The 23,104-nt window shown below is 59.3% G+C and carries 17 protein-coding genes; 7 read left to right on the forward strand and 10 right to left on the reverse strand.

Annotation, left to right across the window (positions count from 1 at the left end; translation table 11 throughout):
* Window positions 1-70 precede the first annotated feature (70 nt).
* Window positions 71-280: an acetyltransferase gene (locus NZK35_RS21735; RefSeq protein WP_259634626.1), complete on the reverse strand. Its 210-nt coding sequence runs from the start codon at window positions 278-280 to the stop codon at window positions 71-73.
* A 296-nt stretch (window positions 281-576) separates the two neighbouring features.
* On the opposite strand from NZK35_RS21735, the gene NZK35_RS21740 reads away from it, so the two are divergent.
* Window positions 577-2,442, forward strand: coding sequence for a transketolase (locus tag NZK35_RS21740; protein WP_259634627.1), 1,866 nt, complete (start codon window positions 577-579; stop codon window positions 2,440-2,442).
* A gap of 5 nt (window positions 2,443-2,447) precedes the next feature.
* Here the strand turns inward: NZK35_RS21740 and NZK35_RS21745 are convergent, their stop codons facing one another.
* The 7 genes from NZK35_RS21745 to NZK35_RS21775 form a co-directional block, all read right to left on the reverse strand.
* Window positions 2,448-2,858, reverse strand: a complete 411-nt coding sequence (locus tag NZK35_RS21745; RefSeq protein ID WP_259634628.1) for a hypothetical protein — start codon at window positions 2,856-2,858, stop codon at window positions 2,448-2,450.
* A 317-nt stretch (window positions 2,859-3,175) separates the two neighbouring features.
* Window positions 3,176-4,246, reverse strand: coding sequence for a c-type cytochrome (locus tag NZK35_RS21750; protein WP_259634629.1), 1,071 nt, complete (start codon window positions 4,244-4,246; stop codon window positions 3,176-3,178).
* The gene (locus NZK35_RS21755) at window positions 4,243-4,917 is read right to left on the reverse strand and encodes a cytochrome c oxidase assembly protein (protein WP_259634630.1); all 675 of its coding nucleotides are present in this window, start codon (window positions 4,915-4,917) and stop codon (window positions 4,243-4,245) included. The genes NZK35_RS21750 and NZK35_RS21755 overlap by 4 nt, the downstream gene beginning before the upstream one ends.
* The gene (locus NZK35_RS21760; RefSeq protein WP_259634631.1) at window positions 4,917-5,318 is read right to left on the reverse strand and encodes a transmembrane prediction; all 402 of its coding nucleotides are present in this window, start codon (window positions 5,316-5,318) and stop codon (window positions 4,917-4,919) included. The genes NZK35_RS21755 and NZK35_RS21760 overlap by 1 nt, the downstream gene beginning before the upstream one ends.
* A gap of 5 nt (window positions 5,319-5,323) precedes the next feature.
* The gene (ctaD, locus tag NZK35_RS21765) at window positions 5,324-7,852 is read right to left on the reverse strand and encodes a cytochrome c oxidase subunit I (protein WP_259634632.1); all 2,529 of its coding nucleotides are present in this window, start codon (window positions 7,850-7,852) and stop codon (window positions 5,324-5,326) included.
* Window positions 7,849-8,796: a cytochrome c oxidase subunit II gene (coxB, locus tag NZK35_RS21770; RefSeq protein WP_259634633.1), complete on the reverse strand. Its 948-nt coding sequence runs from the start codon at window positions 8,794-8,796 to the stop codon at window positions 7,849-7,851. Before coxB ends, ctaD begins: the two co-directional genes overlap by 4 nt.
* A 249-nt stretch (window positions 8,797-9,045) precedes the next feature.
* Window positions 9,046-10,977, reverse strand: a complete 1,932-nt coding sequence (locus NZK35_RS21775) for an aconitate hydratase (protein WP_259634634.1) — start codon at window positions 10,975-10,977, stop codon at window positions 9,046-9,048.
* A gap of 584 nt (window positions 10,978-11,561) precedes the next feature.
* Here NZK35_RS21775 and NZK35_RS21780 point away from each other — a divergent pair.
* On the forward strand, window positions 11,562-12,530 hold the full coding sequence (locus NZK35_RS21780; RefSeq protein ID WP_259634635.1) for a protein-tyrosine phosphatase family protein: 969 nt from the start codon (window positions 11,562-11,564) through the stop codon (window positions 12,528-12,530).
* A 222-nt stretch (window positions 12,531-12,752) separates the two neighbouring features.
* Here the strand turns inward: NZK35_RS21780 and NZK35_RS21785 are convergent, their stop codons facing one another.
* Window positions 12,753-14,603: an alkaline phosphatase D family protein gene (locus NZK35_RS21785; RefSeq protein ID WP_259634636.1), complete on the reverse strand. Its 1,851-nt coding sequence runs from the start codon at window positions 14,601-14,603 to the stop codon at window positions 12,753-12,755.
* A 32-nt stretch (window positions 14,604-14,635) separates the two neighbouring features.
* Window positions 14,636-15,445, reverse strand: a complete 810-nt coding sequence (locus NZK35_RS21790; protein ID WP_259634637.1) for a hypothetical protein — start codon at window positions 15,443-15,445, stop codon at window positions 14,636-14,638.
* Between the two features lie 345 nt (window positions 15,446-15,790).
* On the opposite strand from NZK35_RS21790, the gene NZK35_RS21795 reads away from it, so the two are divergent.
* The 5 genes from NZK35_RS21795 to NZK35_RS21815 all read left to right on the forward strand — a co-directional run bounded on the left by NZK35_RS21795 (window position 15,791) and on the right by NZK35_RS21815 (window position 22,613).
* Entirely contained in the window at window positions 15,791-16,411 is a 621-nt protein-coding gene (locus NZK35_RS21795; RefSeq protein WP_259634638.1) for a class I SAM-dependent methyltransferase, read from the forward strand.
* Window positions 16,412-16,566: 155 nt separating this feature from the next.
* Window positions 16,567-17,136, forward strand: coding sequence for an ECF-type sigma factor (locus NZK35_RS21800; protein ID WP_259634639.1), 570 nt, complete (start codon window positions 16,567-16,569; stop codon window positions 17,134-17,136).
* 102 nt (window positions 17,137-17,238) lie between these two features.
* Window positions 17,239-19,521, forward strand: a complete 2,283-nt coding sequence (locus NZK35_RS21805; protein WP_259634640.1) for a serine/threonine-protein kinase — start codon at window positions 17,239-17,241, stop codon at window positions 19,519-19,521.
* A 158-nt stretch (window positions 19,522-19,679) separates the two neighbouring features.
* The gene (locus NZK35_RS21810) at window positions 19,680-20,639 is read left to right on the forward strand and encodes a hypothetical protein (RefSeq protein WP_259634641.1); all 960 of its coding nucleotides are present in this window, start codon (window positions 19,680-19,682) and stop codon (window positions 20,637-20,639) included.
* A 63-nt stretch (window positions 20,640-20,702) separates the two neighbouring features.
* A complete protein-coding gene (locus tag NZK35_RS21815; RefSeq protein ID WP_259634642.1) occupies window positions 20,703-22,613 on the forward strand; it encodes an outer membrane protein assembly factor BamB family protein in 1,911 nt (636 codons plus the stop codon).
* The last annotated feature ends 491 nt before the right edge of the window (window positions 22,614-23,104 follow it).

The raw sequence follows: 23,104 nt of genomic DNA on the forward strand, positions 1-23,104 counted from the left end.
CTCCGGTCTGTAGATCGCATCGATGTTCCGAAATCGGCGCGATCATCGGATCACATTCGGTGCGAACGCGTCAGCGGATCTGATACTTCTGATCGATCCAGCATCGTGGCAGGGGTTCACCGGAGGGGAACACCAAATCGGATTTGGCGAATTGGCATTCGTCCTGCTCTTCCTCGCCGGCTTGCCGCCGGGCCAGAACCTCTGATTCCAGCGGGCTGAGGAGTTGGTCGATGTGGCTGATCCGGACCAGGTCTTCGGATTGATTTTCTTTTAGAAACATTGAATCCCTCGAAATTGATAGAAACCGTTTTCGAAGGTGCAATTCACGTTCCAAACAGGTTGAGTTCGGTACGGCGAAGCATCGCGTTCGCAGTCGGCGCGTGATTTGCAAGTTGTACCGTCGGCGACTCTTGGAACGGTGACGTCGCCAGTCTTGTGTCTGCACGACCTCGCGGAGATCAGCTGATCGAAATCGCGGCGAGGCGACTGAAGCTCAATCTCGCGCCGAATGTCGCATGGGACGAAAACTTAACACGCACGAAAACTCAAGAGAAATCAAGACGTAGGGAGATCAACATGTCGACCGCAATCGGATCACCAACCGAACATCTCAATGCACTGTCGCAACAAATTCGACGCTGGATTGTCCGCTGCACGTCGGAGGCCGGTTCGGGCCATCCGACGTCTTCCCTGTCGGCGGTCGAACTGATGGTGGACTTGTTGTTCGGGGGGACGTTTCGATTCAACCCCGAGCAACCTGACCATCCCGCCAACGACCGTTTGATCTTTTCCAAGGGGCACGCATCGCCGCTTTTCTATTCGTTGTGGGCGGCGGCGGGACAGATCGACCCGGCGGATTTGATGAGCTACCGGACGTTTGGTAGCCGTTTGGAAGGCCATCCCACTTCACGGTTCCACTTGACCGAAGCAGCGACCGGGTCGCTCGGTCAGGGGCTTTCGATCGGGTTGGGCATGGCGTTGACGGCCAAGTATTTGGACCATTCGCCCAGCCGTACATTCGTTCTGTTGGGCGATAGCGAAATGGCCGAGGGGTCACAGTGGGAAGCGATTCAGTTGGCCGCCCATTATCAACTGGACAACTTAATCGGCGTCTTGGATGTCAATCGGTTGGGACAACGTGGTGAAACGATGTTCGGACACGACCTGCGCGCCTATCGCGATCGGATCGAGTCGTTCGGTTGGCGGTGCGTGCTCGTCGAAGACGGGCACGACCACGAACAGGTGCGACAAGCGTATGCAACGCTGGACGATTCGCAGGAGCCGTCTGGCAAGCCGACGATGTTGATCGCGCGAACCATCAAGGGCAAGGGGATTCCGTCATGGGAAGATGAAAACGGGCATCACGGCAAACCGCTCGACGAGGAGTCGTACGAACAGGTTTTGTCGCAGTTGGGTGATCCAGACCAATCGATCCGAGGCGAACTGGCCCCGCCGATTTTGTATCAACCCGACCCGGCTGCATCCCTCGAAGCCGGCTCGGTCGACTATTCGCCGGGTGATCAAGTGGCCACGCGCGATGCGTTCGGTAACGCGTTGGTTCGTCTGGCGGGTAAATATCCGCGTCTGGTCTCACTCGATGGCGAAGTTTGTAACTCGACGCGTTCCAAACGGTTTCGTGACGAATATCCGGATCGGTTTTTCCAGATGTTTGTTGCCGAACAGAACATGGTCGGTGCCGCAACCGGGATGGCCGTGCGGGGCAAGACTCCGTTTGTTTCCACCTTCGCAGCATTCTTGACCCGTGCGTTCGATCAAATACGCATGGCACCTTACTCGGACGCCCACATCAAGTTCGTCGGATCGCATTGCGGCGTTTCGATCGGGCAAGACGGGCCGTCGCAAATGGGGCTGGAAGACATCGCGATGTTTCGAACGATTCAAGACGCTCTGGTGCTGTATCCTAGCGACGCCACATCGACCGAGGCACTCGTTGATCTGATGGCCGACCACGACGGCATCGCCTACCTGAGGGCCACGCGAGGCAAGCTGCCCGTCATCTACGATGCCAGTGAGACGTTCGCGATCGGAGGAAGCAAGGTGCTGCGGGAGAGCGAAGCGGACCAAGTGACGCTGATCGGAGCAGGCATCACACTACATGAATGTCTGGCGGCACACGCGGTGCTGCGAGACTGTGGCATTGCAACTCGCGTGATCGATCTCTATTCGATCAAACCGCTCGATCATGCGACGGTGCGGCAGGCGGCGGACCAGACTCGGGTGGTCTTTACGGTCGAAGACCATTTTCCCGAGGGCGGACTCGGCGAGGCGGTGTTGACGAGTTTGTCAGATCACTCCACCCCGGTGAACTGTATCGGAGTCCGCAAACGTCCGCTCAGCGGATCACCGGACGAGCTGCTCGACGCCGAAGGCATCTCCGCCACCAAGATCGCCGATGCGGTCACACGGTGGATCAACCGCTAAGGCAACTACATCGCCAGTGCCACCGTCAAGAATCCCGCCGCGTAAATCACGAGCATCAAGACGCTCTCGAATCCGATGTTGCCCGGACCGTGTTTTTGCCGATAAATCAATCCGATCAACAGGGTGATGTTCAGCAACAGCGTCAGACTGGTGAGGAACGACTCCCGCATGCCGACGCCGGTGCCGTGCAAGAGTGAGCCCTGAAGGAAGCAGAGATCCGCTGCGGCGACGAACAGCACGTCAAAAAAGTTGCCGCCGACGATGTCGCTGACCGCCAGCGTGAGCGCGCCGCGACGCACCGCCGCGACACAGGTGATCAATTCGGGCAACGAAGTCGCCGCGGCCATGAACAGACCGCCAACGATGGACTCGGAGATGCCCGTCGCCGCCACCAGTTCTCCTGCCGTTTCGGCCACCAGGATCCCGCAGCCAAGCGTACGGATGCGGCCAAGCCCGGGAGTGCAGTGATCAAGCCCAAGAACACGGTGCCGGTAATGGCTTCCCCGAGTCCGGTGCGATCTGCCAAACGGTCGGCCAAGCCGGCCATCTTCGTGCCCGCGAACCCAATGACAACCGCCGCGATCAGAAATACCGTGACGCTGCCGCCGATGGATAGCGAAAGATTCAGCATGGAAATGCGATGGCGTCCCCCACACGACTCCTCATCGTGTGAGTCCATTGTGGGTGTTGTTTTGACGGCGAAGCCGGCCTACGGAAGGACTCAAGGTGAACATCATTCGTCTTCCCCCGTCGGGTTGCGGGCAAGTGACGCGAAGTAGCTGGCGATCTGTTGCGATTGTTCTTCATCGATGGCATCGGCGATTTTGTGCATCAGATTGCCGTTGCCGGCGCCTCCTCGTGATCGCTTCCGGAATAACGTCAGCTGACGATTCAAGAACTCGGCGGGTTGCCCTGCCAAAACAGGGTAGGACGGATCATTCCACTCACCGTGGCACTCCGAACAGGCCGCCACTTTCAGCGTGTCGTCCTGCTGCGAAATCAGATCGCGTCCCGCTCGGATTGCTTCGTCGTCCAAATCAGATCGATCCGTTGGCGTTAACTCTTGCCCAGCATACCACTTTGCCGCCGCGACGATTTCCGGCTGGCTCAGCCGCGCGGAGATCGGTTCCATCACTCCGCTATGTCGATCGCCCTCGGCAAACGCTTGCAGCGACTCCTGCAAGTAGACCTCGTTTTGGCCGGCGAGGATCGGTACGCGTGCATTGCCGCGGCCCATCCCATCGGCTGCATGACAAACCGTGCAGGCTTCCGTCACGATTTCAGGCGCGTCGGCATTCTCTTCGACGTGGACCAAGTCCTGGTATTCCGCGACGCTCATCTCGCTGAACTGTTTCAGAAACGCCACCAACGGCCAGATCTCGTCGTCGCGTTGACGGGTCGGCCAGGCGGGCATACCGGTAAACTTGATTCCGTGTTTCACGATGTAAAACATCTCGGACGGTTCTAATTCGTGCAGCACGTCGGGCAAGTACGGTGGCGCGGGAGTCATCGCAGCTGGTACCGGGGGCGACGGCAAGCCCGGGCGACCGTGGCACCATTTGCAATTGGACTGGTAGATGCCGGCGCCCAACGTCAGCATACCGGGATCGTCCAGCGGCGGAACCTCCGTTCCGTTGCTGTGGAAAGCGACTGAGCGATCACTGGCAAAACCGAGAATCCAACGGGTGATCGGCCAATGCCCGCTGCTGGCCTTGACGGGCACGATGCCAGAAACCAACACGAGTAGACCGATCACTGCCAAAACCAAGCCGAGCAGCGCAAGCTTTTTCAAAAAGTCCTTCATGCTGATGCCTCCACTGTCGATGGGCGTGCGGCTGATTCACTCCGCTGGGATGTCAGTGCCGCCGAACGATTCCGCAAGAGATCTGCCGTCAGCACCAGACCGCCCGCCAGGTATACCATGCCGCCGACGACCAACATCACTGCGCCGCCAAGATGTTGATCTTCCAGCGGTGTCAAGCCGCTCGAGCCGTGTGGGTGATGAAACAGCAAACGCGGCGACAAGGCCAGCAGCGCGCCGAGTAAGGTCATGTGCATCGAAGTGAGCAGCAATCCGACCACTCCGGCGGCACTGCGCTGACGGGTGCGGGGTTGCGTGCCCCCGAATGCCGACAGCCAAACCCACGTGCCGGCGGCCAAAAACATCGATTGTTCCACGACGAATCCGAGCGTGTCGTGTCTGGCCCAATGGTGAAGCCCCGGTCCGTGCCAGGCCCACACGATGATCAATTCCCCGACCGATGCGGGAACCGGTGCAAAGAATCCTGGGCAAAATCGGACGGGGTCGTAGCGACGCCCGGCGGCGGCGATCGAAAGCATCGGCGCGACGATCGCAACGACCAGCATGTGGAGTGTCATGTGCGCAGCAAACGAGTGCCGGGCCATGTCGGGAAGTGGTCCCATCCATGCCGCAGTCAAGATGACCCAACCGAGATTCCAGATCAGCAAACGCATCAGTGGCAGGTCCCCACGAAGTAGAACACCAGGGCGGTGAAAATCGTCGCGACGGCGCTCAATAGTGACAACAGAAATGTCGACAGGCCGATCAGGCGACGTAGATCGGCGGCAGTTGCTTCGTCATGTGGGCTGCGACCATGGCCGTCGCGCTGCCGACGATGCCCGGCCCAGCCGACCCCGGCGATGATCACGATCGCCACCACGGTGTATGCCATCACGGCCAACTGAACTTCACCGGCCGAGCGATCGGAATCCGCGACCTTGGCGCAAAAGATCGCGGCGGTCAAATAGCTTGCCAAAAAATGCACCGCCCAGACCGTGGGCGCGACAACGATCCACCAGATCGATGTGACATGATCCGTTTTGTTGATCTCGTTGCGATTGCTCGTCTCGGTCATCGCCATCACTTCGCCACCAGCGGAAATCCGGCGATCACCAAGACTGTAATCGCCGTGGTCAACAACAGAAAGTGCCAGTAGAGCGTCACGTTGACGATGTCGGCGTCACAGCGCGCCGTCATCCGGCCGGCGGCGCGTCTGGCGGCACAATACAGGTGCATCACGACCCCGAGCACCACATGCAGCGCAGTCCAGATCGTCAAGACCCAGACGATTGCCGGATAGACGTGGGCGGTCGGATCCATTTGATGCGTCAACGGACCGTACAGCAGTGCCAGACCGCCGACGATGCTCAGGACGACTCCGCAAGCGATCGCCCCATAAAACCTCGTCGCGTGATCCTGGCGGTTCCACCGTCGCGCGGCCAACGTCGCCGAGTAGGCAAGCAGAATCGTCAGCACGGCGACCATGGGCCAGATCCACCCGGGGCCACTCGATCCATTGGGCGGAAAATCGTCGTGGGCGGTCCAGTAAAAAAAGTAGCCGAAGATCAGCGAAATGAACGCGGTCATGTCACCGAGCATGGTGATGAACATCGCCCACCAGCCGACCGCTTGGGATCCCGAAACGTAAATCGGCAACGTCAGACCACGTCCCACGTCCTTTTCCTGTTTTTCTGGAATCGGAGCGGTGCCGGTCCAGAGCCAGACCAGAATTGTGATGAACGCAAGCACGCCGCTGATCGTTGCGGCGGTGTACCAGTGGTACGTCGACAAAATGAACACGCCGCCGGTAAAGATCGCTGCGAAGTGCGTCAGGAATGTCGGCCCCGGAACCCGCAGGCATTGGATCGGATCGGCATCGACCACCGACGTCACCAGCGTCTCTCGCAACCCCTCTTCCGCATCGGGCAGGTAAAAGTGGCCTGCGTCGACATCATCGACAAAACCCGGTTGATCCCAAAGCGGATAGCGACTGGTGACGATCGGAATGCTGCGCACCCCCCAAGGCTTGTCGGGTACCTCTGCTAACCATTCCAGCGTGCCCGCGTTCCAGATGTTTCTCGGCGCAAGTGGTTGGTTCTTTTTGGAACGAAGCACGTCAAAGAGAAAAACGACAAAACCGATCGCCAGCACGAAGGCACCCACCGTCGAAATCAGATTCAACGTCCCCAATCCCAATTCCGCCGGGTAGGTGTAGACGCGGCGTGGCATCCCCAGCAAACCGCTCAGGTGCATGGGGAAGAAACTGACGTTGAATCCGACCAACATCAACCAAAACGCATACCGCCCCAGTTTTTCGGAAAGTTGTTTTCCGGTGACGGCGGGATAGTAGTAGTAGACGCCGGCGACGATCGGAAAGATGGTCCCGCCGATCAGGACGTAGTGCAGGTGTCCGACGATAAAGTACGTGTCATGGGCTTGATAATCGAACGGGGCGACGGCGACCATGACGCCCGTCAAACCGCCGATGACAAAGGTCGCCAGGCCGCCCAGCGTGAACAGCAAACAGACCGATTTGGTGACGCGTCCGATCAGCAGCGTGGCGATGAAACAAAAAAGCTGGATCCCGGTCGGTATCGCGACCGCCTGGGAGGCGGCCGAAAAAATGCCGATCGAAATCGCCGGCAACCCGGTCGTGAACATGTGGTGCACCCACAAGCCGAAACTCAGAAACCCCGTCCCGACCGCCGCCAATACGATCCAGCCGTAACCGACCATGGGCGTGCGGGCGAAGGTCGGTACGATCATCGCGATCAACGCGATGGACGGCAGAAACACGATGTAGACTTCGGGGTGACCGAAAATCCAGAACAGGTGTTGCCACAACAGCGGGTCGCCGCCACGCGATGCGTCGAAGAAGGGCCAATCGAGCGACCGCTGAAGTTCCATCAGCAGATCGCCTGCGATCAAGGGCGGAAACGCAAACAAGATCATCACGGCGACGACCAAAATGTACCACGCGTACAGCGGAATCAGGTTCAACTGCATGCCCGGTGGGCGACACTTCAAGACACCCACGATCAATTCGACGGCCGCTGCGATCGACGCCACTTCGATGAAGGAAAGTCCCAGCAGCCAAATGTCGACGCCCACACCAGTCTGGTATTCGGTCGTCATCGGCGGATACATGAACCAACCGCCCTCCGGCGCCACGCCGAAAAAGATCGATCCACAGACAAAGACGCCCCCGATCACGAAACACCAAAATCCGTACGCGGACAGCCGCGGGAAGGGCAGGTCGCGTGCGCCGAGCATTTCGGGCAATAGCAGAATGGAAATCGCTTCTAGAATCGGCACCGCGAACAGGAACATCATCACGCTGCCGTGCATCGTGAAGACCTGGTTGTACTGATCGGCTGTCAAGAAATCGTTATCAGGGATCGCCAATTGGATCCGCATCAACAGCGCCAGGATTCCGCCGAACAGAAAGAAGGTGAACGAGGCGACCACGTACCAGAAGCCGACTTCCGAGTTGTTGACTGCCGACCAATACCGCCAACGTGTCGGCGTACGCCATGCGTCCAGCAAGCGTTTCGCGTTGGCATCGAGTCGGTCGTCGCCGGATGGGTTGCTAGGTGCGTCCGCGTTCAATTCAGTTGCTCCAGGTAAGCGACAATCGAATCCAGTTCCCGATCGCTGAGCGATTTGAACGCGGGCATTTGCACACCTGGTTTGACATCGTGGGTACGGCTGATCCAACGCCGCAGGTTGTCCGCGTCATTGGTCTTGATTCCCGCCCCCAGGCTGAGCCGGCCGCCGAAATGCGTCAAATCGGGGCCGACTCTCCCACCCGCATCCGTTCCGCGGATGGTGTGACAGGCGCCGCAGCCTTTGCGGCGGAACAGTTCGCGTCCCCGAACGGCTGCCTCGCCCGCCGGTTCGCGGGCGTCTTGTTGTTGGTCCCGCAGCCATTGATCGAAATCGGCCTGCTGCATCACGATCACATCGAATGCCATCTGCGCGTGGGCGGTGCCGCAGTATTCGGCGCACACGCCCCGAAATCTTCCGACGCGATTGGGATGTAGTTTCAAACGGGTTTCTCGGCCGGGAATCATGTCGACCTTTCCTCCCAGGGCAGGAATCCAGAACGAATGAATCACGTCTTCGCTATGTAACTTGAACTCGACCGCCTGATCGACCGGCAAGCGAACCTCGTTGGCCGTCTCGACACGCTCGTTCTCGCCGGTTCGGTAACCGATTCGCCACCACCAGCGCACCCCGCTGACGTCGATCGTCAAACCGGTTTTCGGCGCAGGTTGATGCAAGGCGGGTAACATCGCCAGCGCGTAACACAACAGGGATGTCAGCACCAAAGTGGGAAACACGGCACCACCGCCGATGACCAGAGTCTTGGTCAGCCGGGGTCGGTGTCGTCCAGGCACGGTGACGGAATAAACCGCCAAGCCGACGACGATCAACCAGATCAACACGCCGCCGCTGAGCATCCAGTGGAACAGTTCAGCAATTCGCTCGGCCCCGACCCCAGCCGGATCGAGCGTCGATTGCGAAATGTCGCCGAGCAGTAAGAAGGTCATGGTGGCTGGCTGAATGGGAACCAAGTTGCAAGGAAATCGGCCATTGCCGCGCTGTCGACGACAAACGTTTCGTCTCGACGAACGAGCGGGGAATCATGGGGGCCGCGACTCAGACAAGGAAGCCGCGTTGGGCGGGAGGGCGCGAGCCCTCCGGTCTTTCACAGCGTGCACCGTCGCTGCGCCGGTCGTTTCCATCTGGCTGGACCGCAAATCGTGTGCCCGGCCGTCGGCAAACCGTCCCTCAATGATTCAATGCGATCGCATCCAGGGGATCAGTCCGCCGGCACGGAGCACTTCCAACTGCCGCGGCGATAGGCTGTGATCGCCGATCAGGCTGGTGGATCGAGTCGTGTTCTCGATCGTGATGTGCTGCCCCGACCGAAGTTGTTCGGCGGGGGATTCAATGACAAGATCGTCGTCGGCCGCGATGTGTTCACGCGTGTTTTCAACGGTCAGCGGCAGGATGCCGAAATTGACGAGGTTTTGCCAGTGGATCCGCGCGAAGCTCTCCGCGATCACCAATCGTAGTCCAAGGAATTGGGGAGCAATCGCGGCATGTTCACGGCTGGAACCTTGGCCGTAATTTATACCGCCGATGATTGCGTGTGCGCCGTCATGGTCTTTGGCTCGGCCGACGTACGTGGGGTCAACCTCGATGTAAACAAATTCAGCGATGCGAGGAATGTTGCTGCGGAACGGCAGCACACGCGCACCGGCGGGCATGATTTCGTCGGTCGAAATATTGTCGCCGACCGCGAGCAGCACTTTCACGGCCAGGCGATCGGGAAGCGGTTGGGAGTTTGGCAGCGACTTGATGTTGGGGCCTTTTGCCAAGTCGGGCTTTGCCTGGCGGGAAATGGATGGGGGCGGAGCGATTTGACCGGTGTCGATGATCGGCGCGGAAGGTTCTTCGATTTTCGGATAGGGTCGCTGCGCATCGCGTGGGTCGGTGATCCTGCCCGCCAATGCCGACACGGCGGCGGTTTCGGGGCTGCACAGGTGCACCGCGTCTTCTCGTGTGCCGCTGCGGCCGGCGAAGTTGCGCGGGACGGTCCGCAAGCTAATCCGCCCCGTCGCCGGCGCTTGGCCCATCCCGATGCAACCGTTGCATCCGGCTTGGTGCAGCCGTGCCCCCGACTGCAGCAACGTCAGAACATGGCCATCGCGGGCCAAGTTTTGAAGGATCTGACGAGAGGTCGGGTTGATGTCCAGTGAAACGCCCTCGGCAACCCGTTGTCCTTTCACGATCTCGGCCACGATGGCGAAGTCGCGGTAGCCAGGGTTGGCACTGGAACCGACGTACGCCTGGTAAACCGGTTCGCCGGCGACTTCGCGAACCGGAACCACGTTTCCAGGGCTGGTCGGTAGCGCGATCAAGGGTTCGAGTTGCGACAGGTCAATGGTCTCTTTGCGGTCGTAGATGGCGTCCGAGGAGGCCCGCAACTCCTGCCAATCCTGCTCGCGTCCTTGTGATCTCAAAAACTCTCGCGTCACCTGATCGGACGGAAACACACTTGCGGTCGCGCCCAACTCCGCGCCCATGTTGGCGATCACATGTCGATCCATCGCCGACAACCCGCCCAGTCCGTCGCCGCTGTACTCGAGGATCCACCCCACGCCACCCTTGACATCGTGACGTCGTAGCATTTCCAGAATGACGTCTTTGGCGCTCACCCAGTCTGGCAATTCGCCTTCCAGACGCACGTTCCAGATTCGCGGCATCTTGACGTAGAACGGTTCACCCGCGATCGCCATGGCGACTTCCAATCCGCCGGCGCCCATGGCTAACATGCCGATCGCGCCGGCGGCACAAGTATGCGAATCAGATCCCAATAGCGTCGCACCGGGTTTGCCAAAACGCTCTTGATGGAGCGGATGTGAGACGCCATTGCCGGGACGACTGAACCACAATCCGAATCGTTTGGCGGCGCTTTCCAAAAACAGATGGTCGTCGGGATTCTTGTGGTCTTCTTGCAAAAGGTTGTGATCGACATATTGAACCGAGCAATCCGTTTTGGCATGGTCCAAGTCCATCGCCTCGAGTTCCAGCATCACCAACGTCCCGGTCGCGTCCTGCGTCAGTGTTTGATCGATCCGCAAGCCGATCTCCGATCCCGGATCGAGCGAACCGGAAACCAAATGTTTTTTGATCAGTTGCTGCGTGATGTTGAAGGCGGTCATCGTTGCGCTCTTTTCTACCAGGTTGGTCGGTCAGCAGGTCGTTGGGCCGCAACACTGTGAAGCAGACTTGAGCGGTAGGGCACGAGCCCGATGTCACTTACTTTGCCTCTCAAGGTGTTAGCGGAACGGCGCGAGCCGGCTGTCGTTTTTGTGAGCCGCGACGCGTAAGCGGCCGGGCATTCCGACGCCCGCCCGAGGCGTTACGGCCAGCAGCTCACCATAGACTCAGCAGATCCCAACTAAATCGACAGCCCGCGAGCCGTCCGGTCACGCTTCAAAAACACCGTGAAAGACCGGAGGGCTCGCGCCCTACCGCTAATAAAAACACCCCGCTCGGCGTCGACGGGCTGGAAGCCTATCCCACTTCTATTTCGTTCCTTGCTACGAGATGTGGGAACTGCAAACGATATGCCGGTCCGGCTGACGCAAGGTAGGATCCCGGGATACAATCGGTGCCGTACCGCCCGAATGACCTTCCATCGAGACGTTTACTGATGCACCGGACCATTGCACCGCGTTTGTCTGCCCGGCATTCGATCGCAGTGAGCTTTTGTGCATTTGGCTGGTGTACCGTTGGTCTGGTGATGCTCCCAGGTTGTTCGCAGCGGGGCGATCAGGTCGGCAGCAACGATCCGGGTAGGACTGCGATCGCATCGCCGGACGCCCAACGGAAAGCCTCACCACGACGAATCGATGCACCACATCTGCCGAATCCGATCCAGGTGCATCCGAAGGTGATTTCCGGCGGGTTACCCGATGGAGAGAAAGCCTTTGAGGCGTTGCAGTCGCTCGGGGTAACGACCGTGATCAGCGTCGATGGCATGAAGCCCGACGTGGAGACCGCGAAAAAGTACGGACTGCGGTACATCCATCTGCCGCATGGATACGATGGCATTCCCGACGAGCGTGTGAAGGAACTGGCGAAAGCCGTTCGAGGGTTCGAAGGAAAGATCTACATTCACTGTCACCACGGAAAGCATCGCAGCCCCGCGGCGGCGAGTGTCGCCTGTGTGGCGGCGGGGTTGATCCCGAAATCCGAGAGTTTGGCGATTTTGCAACTCGCCGGAACCAGTCATCACTATCGCGGACTGTACGAATCGGCACGCGTCGTCACGCCGCTGGAATCCGCTTTGCTGGACGAACTGAGCGTGGATTTTCCGGAGTCCGTCGAGGTCCCGCCGATGGCTGAAGCCATGGTGGCGATGGGGCACACGCATCACCATTTGAAACTGATCGCGGAGGCGGGTTGGCGGTCACCGGCAGACCATCCCGACCTGTCTCCCGCTCATCAGGCGTTGTTGATGCGAGAGCACTTCACAGAATTGCTCCGCAGCGAGGACGTGTTGAAGGAATCGGACCTGTTTCGGCAATCCTTGCGTGAGTCCGAGCAAGCCGCCGAGGCACTCGAAGATGCCTTGCGCGGCTGGGCGGCGACTTCTCCTGCGGCCGACGCGCCACCGCCCGAGGCTGTGCGGCGCCACGCGGCAGCGATCTCTGCCAACTGCAAGGCCTGTCACCGGCAGTTCCGTGATGTGCCGCTGAGCGAGAAGTGAAGCGGAGGTTGGGGTGTCCGGACACCGGCCCAGTGCCTCCTACTTTGGCGTTAAGCGAGGTGTTGTTGTTAGCGGTATTGGGCTTCCGCCGTTCCGCGAACACCTTTCGAGCTAAAGCCTCGTCTAGCAGAGGGAAAGAATACTTTATAGCGTTTCCCTTCCGGGCCGTCGTCCGTAGGACTCTCCTCGACGGCCTGGAAAGGTCGTCGTACCGTCGCGTGACTACTTCAAGCTGACCGACTGCGCCGCACCACCCACCTTGGCGTCTTGGACGACGATCGTTTCGGGTGCGTCTTTGCCAGCCTTGATGTTGAAGGTTTTGTCCTTGGGGGCTGCCGGGACAAATCTCTTTCCGGCAATGCGAACCGTGTAAAGGATCTCGTCGCTGTCGCGATCGACGAGCTGCACGACGGGTGAATCGACGTCAAAGGTCAGCTCCCCGAGTTTTCCCCAAGACGGCGGATTGTAGTTGTCGAATTGCGAAATCGTACGTGGCCAGCCGGGATACTGCTTGGCCGACGGATCGGTCACGTCAACATTCCGCGGCCAACATTCCATCGTGATCTGACGGGTTTTGGTGTTCAGACGGACGATGCCGAATCCGGCCGATCGTGTGTTCAGCACGTTGCCAGCTGGCGTCTTCTCGGGGTTGGCTGCCGCGTAGTTAGTGACCTTGTTGGCAAAGCCATCGAGATGGTCACCCGTGTAGTCCGGGCTGCCCGGCTCGCGGTTCTGACCGGGTTCCAGCGGTTCCCACCAGCGGAGATACAGGTTGGCGATCGAGGGAACACAAAACGACCAGATGGCGTCGCGATGTTCGTCGATGCCATGATGAAAGATCGTGGCCAAGTGTTGATCGCCGGCGTAGTGAAACGCAAAGGCTTTGCGGAGTGCCTTCAAGGCGCGGTTTCGTCCGGTTTGTGGCCAGCCGTTGGAGTCCATGTCGGCATGCAATCGACCGTTGGCGCTGCCGTGGATGTGTGCACCACCGCAGAAGATGGTTTGCGACAGGGCAACTTTCATGCTCGCGTCGCGCCAGTCCTGGGCCCAGTCGTCGAGGAAATCCAGTTGTCGCTGACCCAGCAGGATCGCACCGTCGACATCGACGCTGGCGGGATCGTACTCGGGATTGCGAATGTGGTCGGGGCGCGGTCCCTGTTTGGGCACTCGGCCGGCCGGACCGGTTTTGAATTTGCGGTCTTCCAGAATGGCGAAGTCGATGTTGCCCCAATTCAAATTGGTGAAGTAGACGCCGATTCCTTGGCCAATTTTTCGCGGGTCCACCGGATCGGGGAAGTGGCTGGTCTGAGCGCGTTCGACTTCTTGGACATAGATTCCCGGCTGGCGATAACCGCCATCGGCGTTGCCGCTGATCGTGGAGATCTTTCCGCTTTCGCCCCACAAGTTGGGCTGGCCGACGTCATGGTCGTCGGGCAGGCAAAGCGTCGGACGGTCCTTGATGATGGCGCCGAAGTCGCGTCCGAATTTCAACCAGGCGGCGAGGTGTTTATTGTGGTCGTAAACCTGGTCGCCGGAAAAGAACAGCACGTCGGCATCGATTTGTTGAACATTGTCGATCAGGTCCTGTCGTGAGATGTCGCCGCCATGGGCCGGTTGGATCGAGTTGCCGGTAAAGCCGGCGACGACGATTTCGTCCTTGTCGACGGGGTTCTTGCGTATGACGCCTTCGTAGTTCGCTTCGGCTCCATGCAAAACCCGGTAGTTAGACGCTTGGGTGTCGTCCCAGTTTTCGACTCGAAAGGGCGCCGTCCAACCGGGTTCGACGACACTCGTTCGAGCGACTTCCACCCAGTTGCCGTCCTTTTCGATTTCCAGCCGCACGGTTCGGCTCTCACCGGACTGAAGCGGATAGAGTTGGGCGGTCAGTTTGAGCGTGTTGTCGTGAACCGTGTAGAGCGCAAAACAAATCACCTCGCTGCGTTCGACCTCGGGGATCTCCAGGACGGCGCGGCGCGGTCGTCGTTGGGCATTTTGTTGGGCGGTTGCCGGAGCCACGGCCAGAAGGATTGCCAGGCAGCAGAGCCCGGCTCGTTTGTATGGTTGTCGATTCATTCGTTTTCCTATCGATCGGGGGAATTCGGGATCTAGTGTAACTCAGCGGTGACCGGCTGCCGAGCTTGGAGAGCTTCCTTCTCGCCCGGTTTGCGCCACAGGCAGAACAGAAACAGGGGAATGGCGAAGTGCGGCGCCCTGAGCGCGGTTTCGTGCAGGAATTGATCGGCCCCCCAGTAGTTGAGTCCCCAGGACATGCCTGCGACGGGGCGTGCGATGGCGGTCAGGAATCCCCAAGCGGTCGCGTACACCGCGGTCGCGCGACGTAGGTAGGGAATGCAGATTCCGACGCAGACGGCAAAATCAAGAATGCCGGCCGCGCGCAGCAAAAACTGTGCGGTGGGATACTCAACGCCCAGGATCAACGTCGTCATGGCATAAAAATTTCCCGGCGTCGGCCAAAATCCGATCGCATAACAGCCGTGACCGGCAAACGTCATGATCAATCCGATGATCGCCGTCGTCACCGTGACCCGGTGGCCGGCGCCAAGGGCGAGTGCCATCACCAGAATCGTCGGAATCAACATCTGGCCCCCGTGTTCGATGAACATCGGCAGTTGACGTTGTGCGGCGACGTAGCTGGCGTAACTGAGCAACGTCAATAGCCCGCTACCGAGTACCAGTCCGGTCATCTGCACCCACGATGTTTTGCGAACCGTGAGCGTCAAGAGGGTGCATGCCAGGTACAGCCACCAGATCCGGGCAATCCATTTTTGCACGAAACCGTCATCGGCCCCCGTGCCGACGAATTCGTCCCAAGAGAGTCCCAGCCGTGTGGCGAGGTCGTACGTGGCGTCCTGCCACAGCAACACACCATAGGGGCCTTCCCAATAAAAATGCACCCAAGTCCAACCGGCGAAGCAACAAAACGCCCCCGACCGGAGGCAGGCAATCGGCAATCGGTGCGGATTCGATTCGTTCACATTCGACCTGGGCGAGACGCGATGCTGGTGAGAGACGTTACGATAGTAACTGGGAGGTGATTCTAATTGTTTGTCCAAAATAAATCTTAGGGTGGTCGCGGAAGCCGCCGACCGTCTGTCGATTTGAGCCGGATCTGTGGGGGCAACAGTGAGCCGCGGGTTCGAAGGCCCTGGGCAACGCCAGAATGCCCGGCCGCTGACGCGTCACGGCTCACTCAACGAAACAACCGGACTCGCAAGAACCGTACTCGAACGAAATGGCCGATGTCGCAGAACGTTCACAACAAAGAGCACTTTCAGCAAGCCTATGACGGCAGTGCTCCGTGGGATATCGGCAAACCGCAACCGGTCTTCGTCGAGGCTGCCGAACAGATCACCGGCAGACTGCTCGATGTCGGCTGCGGAACCGGAGGAAATTCGCTCTTCTTTGCCGAGCGGGGCCACCAGACCACCGGCATCGACTTTCTTGAACTCCCCATCGCCCAGGCGAAGCGAAAGGCGCTCCAGCGTGGACTGCCGGCGGCCTTTCGGGTGATGGACGCGCTACGCGTGGACGAGCTGGGCGATGTCTTTGATTCGGCGATTGACTGCGGCTTGTTCCACGTTTTTTCGGACCAGGACCGCGCACGCTATGTCGACGCTCTGGCGCAGGTCGTCAAACCGGGCGGCAGATTGTTCCTGATCTGTTTCAGCGATCTGGAACCGCCGGGCGACGGACCGCGGCGAATTTCAGAAGACGAAATCCACGCCGCCTTCGCAAACGACTGGCAGGTGGAATCGATCCGGCAAGCCCGCTTCGAAACCCGCCGTGATCCGCAGCATTCGCCGTTCAGCGAGGGCGGACCGCGGGCATGGTTCTGCGTCATTCGCAGGAGTGTCCCTTGATTGAATCGATGTTCCGAAATCAACGTGATCTTGCTAGACGCGAATGCATCAGCAACGCACCCGATAAAAGTGGGATAGAATCGACACCTGCCGATACAATCGCGGACGTCGACGATTGACGTGCGACCGCCTTGACTTTCTTCCATACGCTTCTTGTGTCCGACGTTACTCGAATCCTGAATCAAATCGAAGCCGGTGATGCCGCGGCGGCAGGCGAATTGTTGCCGCTGGTGTATGCCGAACTGCGGCGACTGGCCGGGCACAAAATGGACAAGGAAGCGGCGGGGCAGACGTTGCAGCCGACAGCGCTCGTTCACGAAGCGTATGTGCGTCTGGTGGGTGCCGAGGATGTCCGGCAATGGGACAATCGTGGCCACTTCTTTGCAGCGGCGGCCGAGGCCATGCGCCGCATTCTGATCGATAACGCTCGCCGACGTCAGAGCCACAAACGTGGCGGTGACCGCGAGCGGCTGGAGATCGCGGAAGTCGATGCGATTGTCGACTCCGCCGACGTCGATGAATTGCTGGATCTGGATGCCGCCCTGACCAAGCTCGCCGAATGTGAACCGGAAATGGCCAAGCTGGTTCAATTGCGATACTTCGCCGGGCTGTCGGTCGATGAGTCGGCCAAAGCGCTCGGGATGTCCCCGCGATCGGTCAAACGAAATTGGGCATTCGCCCGGGCATGGCTCGGTCGCGAATTGAATTTGGGCGAGGGAATCTGAAATGGGTGGCCCCGGCTGATGCCGGAATTCGCATTGTATTTCGTGGGAGTTGGCTTTCACACAAATACCTGCGCCGAATTCACCACCGTTGGTCGAAACATCATGCCCGTTGTCACCGAAAAGTCGATCTTCTTTCACGCCCTCGAGATTGAATCGCCGGCCGAGCGGGCCGCGTATGTCGAGCGTGCGTGTGGCGGCGACGAGCAGCTCTTGACCGCCGTTTGCGCCCTGCTTCGCGAGAACGATCGGGAGAAAAACCCCGTCGACCGTCCGGTCGGGGCCGCCTGGATGCCGACGGATCTGGTCAGTGATGATGCCGGTGTTGCTACAACACGCTTTTTCCCGGGGGCGATGGTTGGCCCCTACAAGTTGATGGAGCGAATCGGCGAAGGCGGATTTGGATTGGTCTTTGTGGCTCAACAGCAGGCACCGGTCCGACGGCGGGTTGCGCTCAAAATCATCAAGCCGGGCATGGAGTCCCGCGAAGTCCTGGCTCGGTTCGAGGCCGAGCGGCAGGCGATCGCTTTGATGGACCATCCCAACATCGCCCGTGTGTTCGAAGCCGGCGTCACGGAGACGGCGCAACCCTATTTCGTCATGGAATTGGTGCGTGGCGTCCCGCTCAATGAGTTCTGCGACCACCAGCAGTTGAACATGTCGGAGCGGCTCAAGCTGTTTGTCACAATCTGCCACGCCGTCCAGCACGCCCACCAGAAAGGCATCATCCATCGCGACCTGAAACCGTCCAATATTCTGGTGACACTTCAGGATGGTCAGCCGCTGGCAAAGGTCATCGATTTCGGCGTGGCCAAGGCGATCGGCCAGAGCTTGACCGTCAAAACGATTTACACGCGGTTCGCCTCCATGGTCGGCACACCGGCCTACATGAGTCCCGAACAGGCGGCGATGAGTACCGACGATGTTGACACCCGGAGCGACATTTATTCGCTCGGCGTGTTGCTCTATGAAGTGCTGACCGGTTCGACGCCGTTTGCCCCGGACCGGCTGCAGAGCGCGGGGTTTGACGAGCTTAGACGAATCATTCGCGACGAGGATCCGCCGCGTCCTAGCACTCGCCTGAGCACGCTGAATAACGAACTGGCGAGCACAATCGCCGTCAATCGACGGCTCGACCCGGCAACGCTCTCGTCGGCGATGAAACGCGATCTGGATTGGATCGTGATGAAGGCGATGGACAAGGATCGGAACCGAAGATACTCGACCGCCGGCGCGATGGCCGAAGACGTCTCGCGATTCCTCAACGACCAACCGGTCGAAGCACGTCCGCCTTCGACCTGGTACCGATTCTCCAAGTTCGCGCGGCGAAACAAAGTCGGCCTCTCGACCGCATCGATCGTCGCCTGCGCCTTGCTTCTGGGAACCGCGGTCAGTGTCTGGCAGGCCCATGCGGCGATCAAGGAACGCGATGAAAAAGAGATCGCGTTGGAAGAAGCACGTGCGGCCGAGCAGGTTGCCAACGCCGCTCGGCTCGAATTGGAACGCTTCAACGATCGGCTCAATTCGACCACCGTTCTGCTGGCGTCGGGGCGCGCCAATGCCGACGCCCAACGCTGGTCGGAGGCCTACCAGGCATACACCGAAGCGACGGGCATTTTGCCGAAATATTTCCTGGTCTGGCTGGAGCGAGGCGGGTTGAATGCAAAACTCGGCCGCTGGGATGCCGCCGCGGCTGATTTTGCAAAAGCGGTCGAAATCGGGTGCCCGATCGAACAGGCTGAACTGTCCGGTGTGCCGCAATTGTTGTTCTTTGCCGGAGAATCCGCCGCTTACAAAAGACTGAGTAACGAATTGCGACGCGTTGAAAACGACGATCCCATGGCCGTGACCATTCGAGGGCAATTGGTCGGTGACGTCACCGAATCTGCGGCCGCAGAGTTAGCCGATCGTGTCGAGCTGATGCTCGCTGCCATGCCCAACCCGGACGACTCCGAGGCAAACCGCGAACCGGATCGAAGAAGACGGAAATACGCCGAGATGTTCTATGGGGTGAACCTCTACGTCGCCGGCTGGGCGCATTTGCGAGCCGGAAATCATCAACGCGCGCTCCAGCGGCTACAGGAATCGAATCAGGCGCCCTGGTTCGGACGCGGAATCGCCCATCCGCTCCTCGCGATCGCTCACCACAGAACGGGCAACGCGGAAGATGCCGTTCGTTCATTCGAGCAGTCACAGACGCTGCTGGACCGATTGCTCGATGAAAGCGTCAGCCAGTCCAAAGGCTCGCCGATGATCCCATGGATCGATTGGATCGAATTCCTGCTGCATCACCGCGAGGCGAGTATCGTCGTGAAGGGGCACACACCGGCGAACGACCCCCGGATGCAGCAGATGGAACGCTTTGCCGATGAGCGAATTTCGGGGTGAGCAGCGCCGTCGGTCTCTGCGTCGTTGCCACGTCTTTTTTTCTGCACCGATTTGTCTGGCCCCGAGCTCGTGTGGTTTACGCATTAATCAAGTAGAAGCCTGAGTCCTAGTGCTCCGGCTACTCTTAAATTTAGGGTGCCGCGGAAAGAGATCTGATCATGAACTTATGCAAATCGTTTCTACTGTTCGCTTTCATCAGCATCACGGCACAGGCGCAGCACCCGCTGTCGATTTCCGTCGGCGACGCATCGATCACGTCCAGCGATTCCGCCGGCCCCATGTGGCTCCGCGACCGGGGAGTTGCCGGTGACCGGTTCGAATGGAGGCGTGATGGATTCGGCCGAAACCATTCCGCTCCGCCGGCCGGTGGACTGATGCATTGGTTCATCAACCGCGACTCGGACAACAGCCTTGGGCTGACGGAACTTGAGTTGCCGCAGACCCACCGATTTCTGTTCCCGAGGCTCGACGAAGACGGCAATGGAGAACTGAGCCGCTCTGAGATTGGACGCTTCGAGACCTTTGCCCTCGGTCAGTTCGACGGCCTGCAATTGCGAAGTTCCCTTTGGAGTGATGACGCACCGTCTATTGAAACGACTCGACGGTTGAAAGAAGTGATGGACTCCTTTCTAGCCGATAATGCCGAATCCGATGCCAGTGCCGCCTCTGAGATTGCTTCCACCAACCGGGCCGCGTGGACATCTTACGTCTTTACCGTTGCCGCGATGATGATCGCCGCTTTCAGTTTTGGGCATCTGCTGACCACTTCACCGCCACGCCGCCATCGCTGGACTCATATCGATGCATCGCCCGATGCGACTCGTTCGGTCGTTGAATCGCTGGTGCTGATCAGTCTGCTCTCGGTGATCGACCTGTTTTGGACGACGATCAAATCGACGGAGACTCATTTTCACGAAATGAATCCGCTTGGAAACCAAATCTTGCTCAATGGCGACTCCCTGACCGCCTTCAAGGTGATCAGCGTACTGGTCAGTCTGACGGTGTTGTTTTTCCTGCGTCAATACAAAGGCGCACAACATGCATCGTGGTGGGGGTGCTTGATCTGCACGCTCGTCGCATTTCGCTGGATCGTTTTGGATTCCGCGATGCTCGGATGAACCCTGCGGGGCCAAACGAACCATTCCCCCGACCTCTTTCGCTCTTCCCCGGAAATTGAATCAATGATCAAATTGTATCTCGCCAGTCTGTTCTTCCTTGGCTCCGCTGTCATCGGTTTCGCCGCCGATTGGCCGCAATGGCAGGGACCGGATCGAAATGCGATCTCGAAAGAAGGGGGACTGATGCAGCAATGGCCCGATGGCGGTCCGCCGTTGGCGTGGCGAGTCGACGGACTGGGAGGCGGTGACAGCGCACCGGCCGTCGCCGACGGCAAGCTCTTCGGGATGAGCAATCGGGACGGCAAGGAAATCGCATGGGCACGCTCCGAAAACGACGGCCAGGAAATCTGGTTCACGTCGTTGGGTGACGCGATTGAACAGCGCGTGCCCCAGTCGAAAGAAGGTCCCGGATGCACTCCGTCGGTAGACGGCGATCGGTTGTACGTGATCGGCATGAGCGGACGCGTCGCCTGTCTGAATGCGGAGGATGGCCGCGTCCTTTGGCAACGAAGTCTCGTCGATGATTTCGGCGGTGTCTTGCCGATGTGGAGTTACCGCGAATCACCACTCGTCGATGGCGATCAAGTCGTCTGCACACCGGGTGCCCCCGATGCGATGATCGTCGCGCTCAATAAGTTGACGGGAGAGACGAATTGGAAAAGCCAAATGCCCGATGAACCCGCAGAGGCACCGGCAGACGCACAGAGTGATCGTCCGAGTCGCCCGGAACCTCCAAGTCGTGAGGTACCCCCCCAACGCGGATCCGCTCCGGAAATCACCGGAGCAGAGAATGCGGAGTTATTCCAGAGCGAGCGTTGGGGAATGACCGGTTTCGCTTACAAGGTTCCCAGCGGAAACTACCTCGCCAAGCTCTATTTTGCCGAGACGTACAACGGCATTACCGATGCCGGCCAACGCGTCTTCACCTTCAATGTCGAGGGAAAGCCGTTCAAAGACTTTGACATTTGGGCGAAGGCTGGCGGGCCACGAAAGGCCTATGTCGAATCGGTTCCGGTCGAAGTGACCGATGGCGAACTGAACATCACGTTCACGCGACAGGTTGAGAATCCTGCCATCAAAGCGATTGAAATTGTTCCGCAAGGCGATGGGGCGACGACGACCGAGACCATCCGCATCAACGCCGGTCGGTCAACGCCTTGGACCGATGCCAAGGGGCAGGTCTGGTTGGCCGATCAAGGTTTCGCCGATGGTCAAACCAATCCGGGCACCTTCAATTTTGCCGGCGGCCGTCCCGGCGGCGGCTTCGGCGGCGGCCGAGGCGGCTTCGGCGGTGGACGCGGCGGCTTCGGCGGACGCGGCGGTGCTCGCTCGGGCGCGGCGTACTCCTCGGCGATCGCGATCGATTTCGAAGGCCAACGACAATACGTTCAACTGACCGCCAAGTCACTCATCGGCGTCTCGGCTGCCGATGGCACGCTGCTTTGGCAATACGAGGCGCCGGCCAACGCCATGGGGATCAACTGTTCCACACCGATCTATCAAGACGGTTTGCTGTTCGCGGCGTCCGCCTACGGTGCCGGTGGCGGTGCCGTGAAGTTGGTCAAAGGCGCAGGGGGAGGGATCACTGCGGAGGAAGTCTACTTCACGACCAGAATGCAAAACCACCATGGCGGAATGATCGTGGTGGATGGATGTCTGTACGGAGCGAACGGAGGAAACGGGGGCGGGGTCATGACCTGCCTGGACTTTCAAACCGGCGACTTGCTGTGGCGAGATCGTCAGGGGCCTAAGGGTTCCTTGCTGCTGGCCGACGGACGGCTTTACCTGCGCGGCGAAGACGACGGAGAGATGCTGCTCATCGAGCCATCGCGCGACGGGCTACTGGAACGCGGTCGATTCGGGCAACCCGATCGCAGCAGCGCAAAGGCCTGGGCGCACCCGATTGTCGCCAATGGAAAACTCTACATCCGCGACCAAGGACTGTTGTTCTGCTACAACGTCCAGGCGGAGTAGCGAAACGTTAGCAACGAAGACTAGAAAACGCCTCGTTCAACCGGTGTTTTAGTCCGATGAGAAGACGACGACTCCGAACGGCTGCGATTGGAGTGTAAGATGCACGGGGCGGGCAAGACGATGGTGGTCAAAAAATTTGGTGGTCAAAAAATGAAGGATTCCGCTAGGGGGAGGCAGATTTTATTCGTCGGAACCCCAACGAGACAGTGAATCGACAATTACGCTTCAGCTTGGCCGATGAAGCGGGGGGAGGCGTCGAGCTGACGGCTAAAGCCCAATACCGCTAAGTTAACATGAATGAGGGGGCCCGGACGCTGGCGCGAACCGGCTGATGTCAAACGAATATCAGCCGTTTGGCGCGAGCCTACGGGCCCTCATCTGAAGAAACGACGCTTAACTTAGCGGTATTGGGCTCTAGCCCGGAGTGCGCGGCTCGCCGTCCGCTGCAGCCCTCACTGTTTCCCAGTCAATACTGGAAACCGAGCGATGCG

This window comes from Stieleria sedimenti (assembly GCF_025060895.1).
In the GTDB taxonomy this organism is placed as follows: Bacteria; Planctomycetota; Planctomycetia; order Pirellulales; family Pirellulaceae; genus Stieleria; species Stieleria sedimenti.

Coding starts and splice junctions, on each gene's coding strand:
- NZK35_RS21735 (WP_259634626.1), bottom strand. CDS start 280: ATGTTTCTAAAAGAAAATCAATCCGAAGACCTGGTCCGGATCAGCCAC.
- NZK35_RS21740 (WP_259634627.1), top strand. CDS start 577: ATGTCGACCGCAATCGGATCACCAACCGAACATCTCAATGCACTGTCG.
- NZK35_RS21750 (WP_259634629.1), bottom strand. CDS start 4,246: ATGAAGGACTTTTTGAAAAAGCTTGCGCTGCTCGGCTTGGTTTTGGCA.
- NZK35_RS21755 (WP_259634630.1), bottom strand. CDS start 4,917: ATGCGTTTGCTGATCTGGAATCTCGGTTGGGTCATCTTGACTGCGGCA.
- NZK35_RS21760 (WP_259634631.1), bottom strand. CDS start 5,318: ATGACCGAGACGAGCAATCGCAACGAGATCAACAAAACGGATCATGTC.
- coxB (WP_259634633.1), bottom strand. CDS start 8,796: ATGACCTTCTTACTGCTCGGCGACATTTCGCAATCGACGCTCGATCCG.
- NZK35_RS21775 (WP_259634634.1), bottom strand. CDS start 10,977: ATGACCGCCTTCAACATCACGCAGCAACTGATCAAAAAACATTTGGTT.
- NZK35_RS21780 (WP_259634635.1), top strand. CDS start 11,562: ATGCTCCCAGGTTGTTCGCAGCGGGGCGATCAGGTCGGCAGCAACGAT.
- NZK35_RS21785 (WP_259634636.1), bottom strand. CDS start 14,603: ATGAATCGACAACCATACAAACGAGCCGGGCTCTGCTGCCTGGCAATC.
- NZK35_RS21795 (WP_259634638.1), top strand. CDS start 15,791: ATGTCGCAGAACGTTCACAACAAAGAGCACTTTCAGCAAGCCTATGAC.
- NZK35_RS21805 (WP_259634640.1), top strand. CDS start 17,239: ATGCCCGTTGTCACCGAAAAGTCGATCTTCTTTCACGCCCTCGAGATT.
- NZK35_RS21810 (WP_259634641.1), top strand. CDS start 19,680: ATGAACTTATGCAAATCGTTTCTACTGTTCGCTTTCATCAGCATCACG.
- NZK35_RS21815 (WP_259634642.1), top strand. CDS start 20,703: ATGATCAAATTGTATCTCGCCAGTCTGTTCTTCCTTGGCTCCGCTGTC.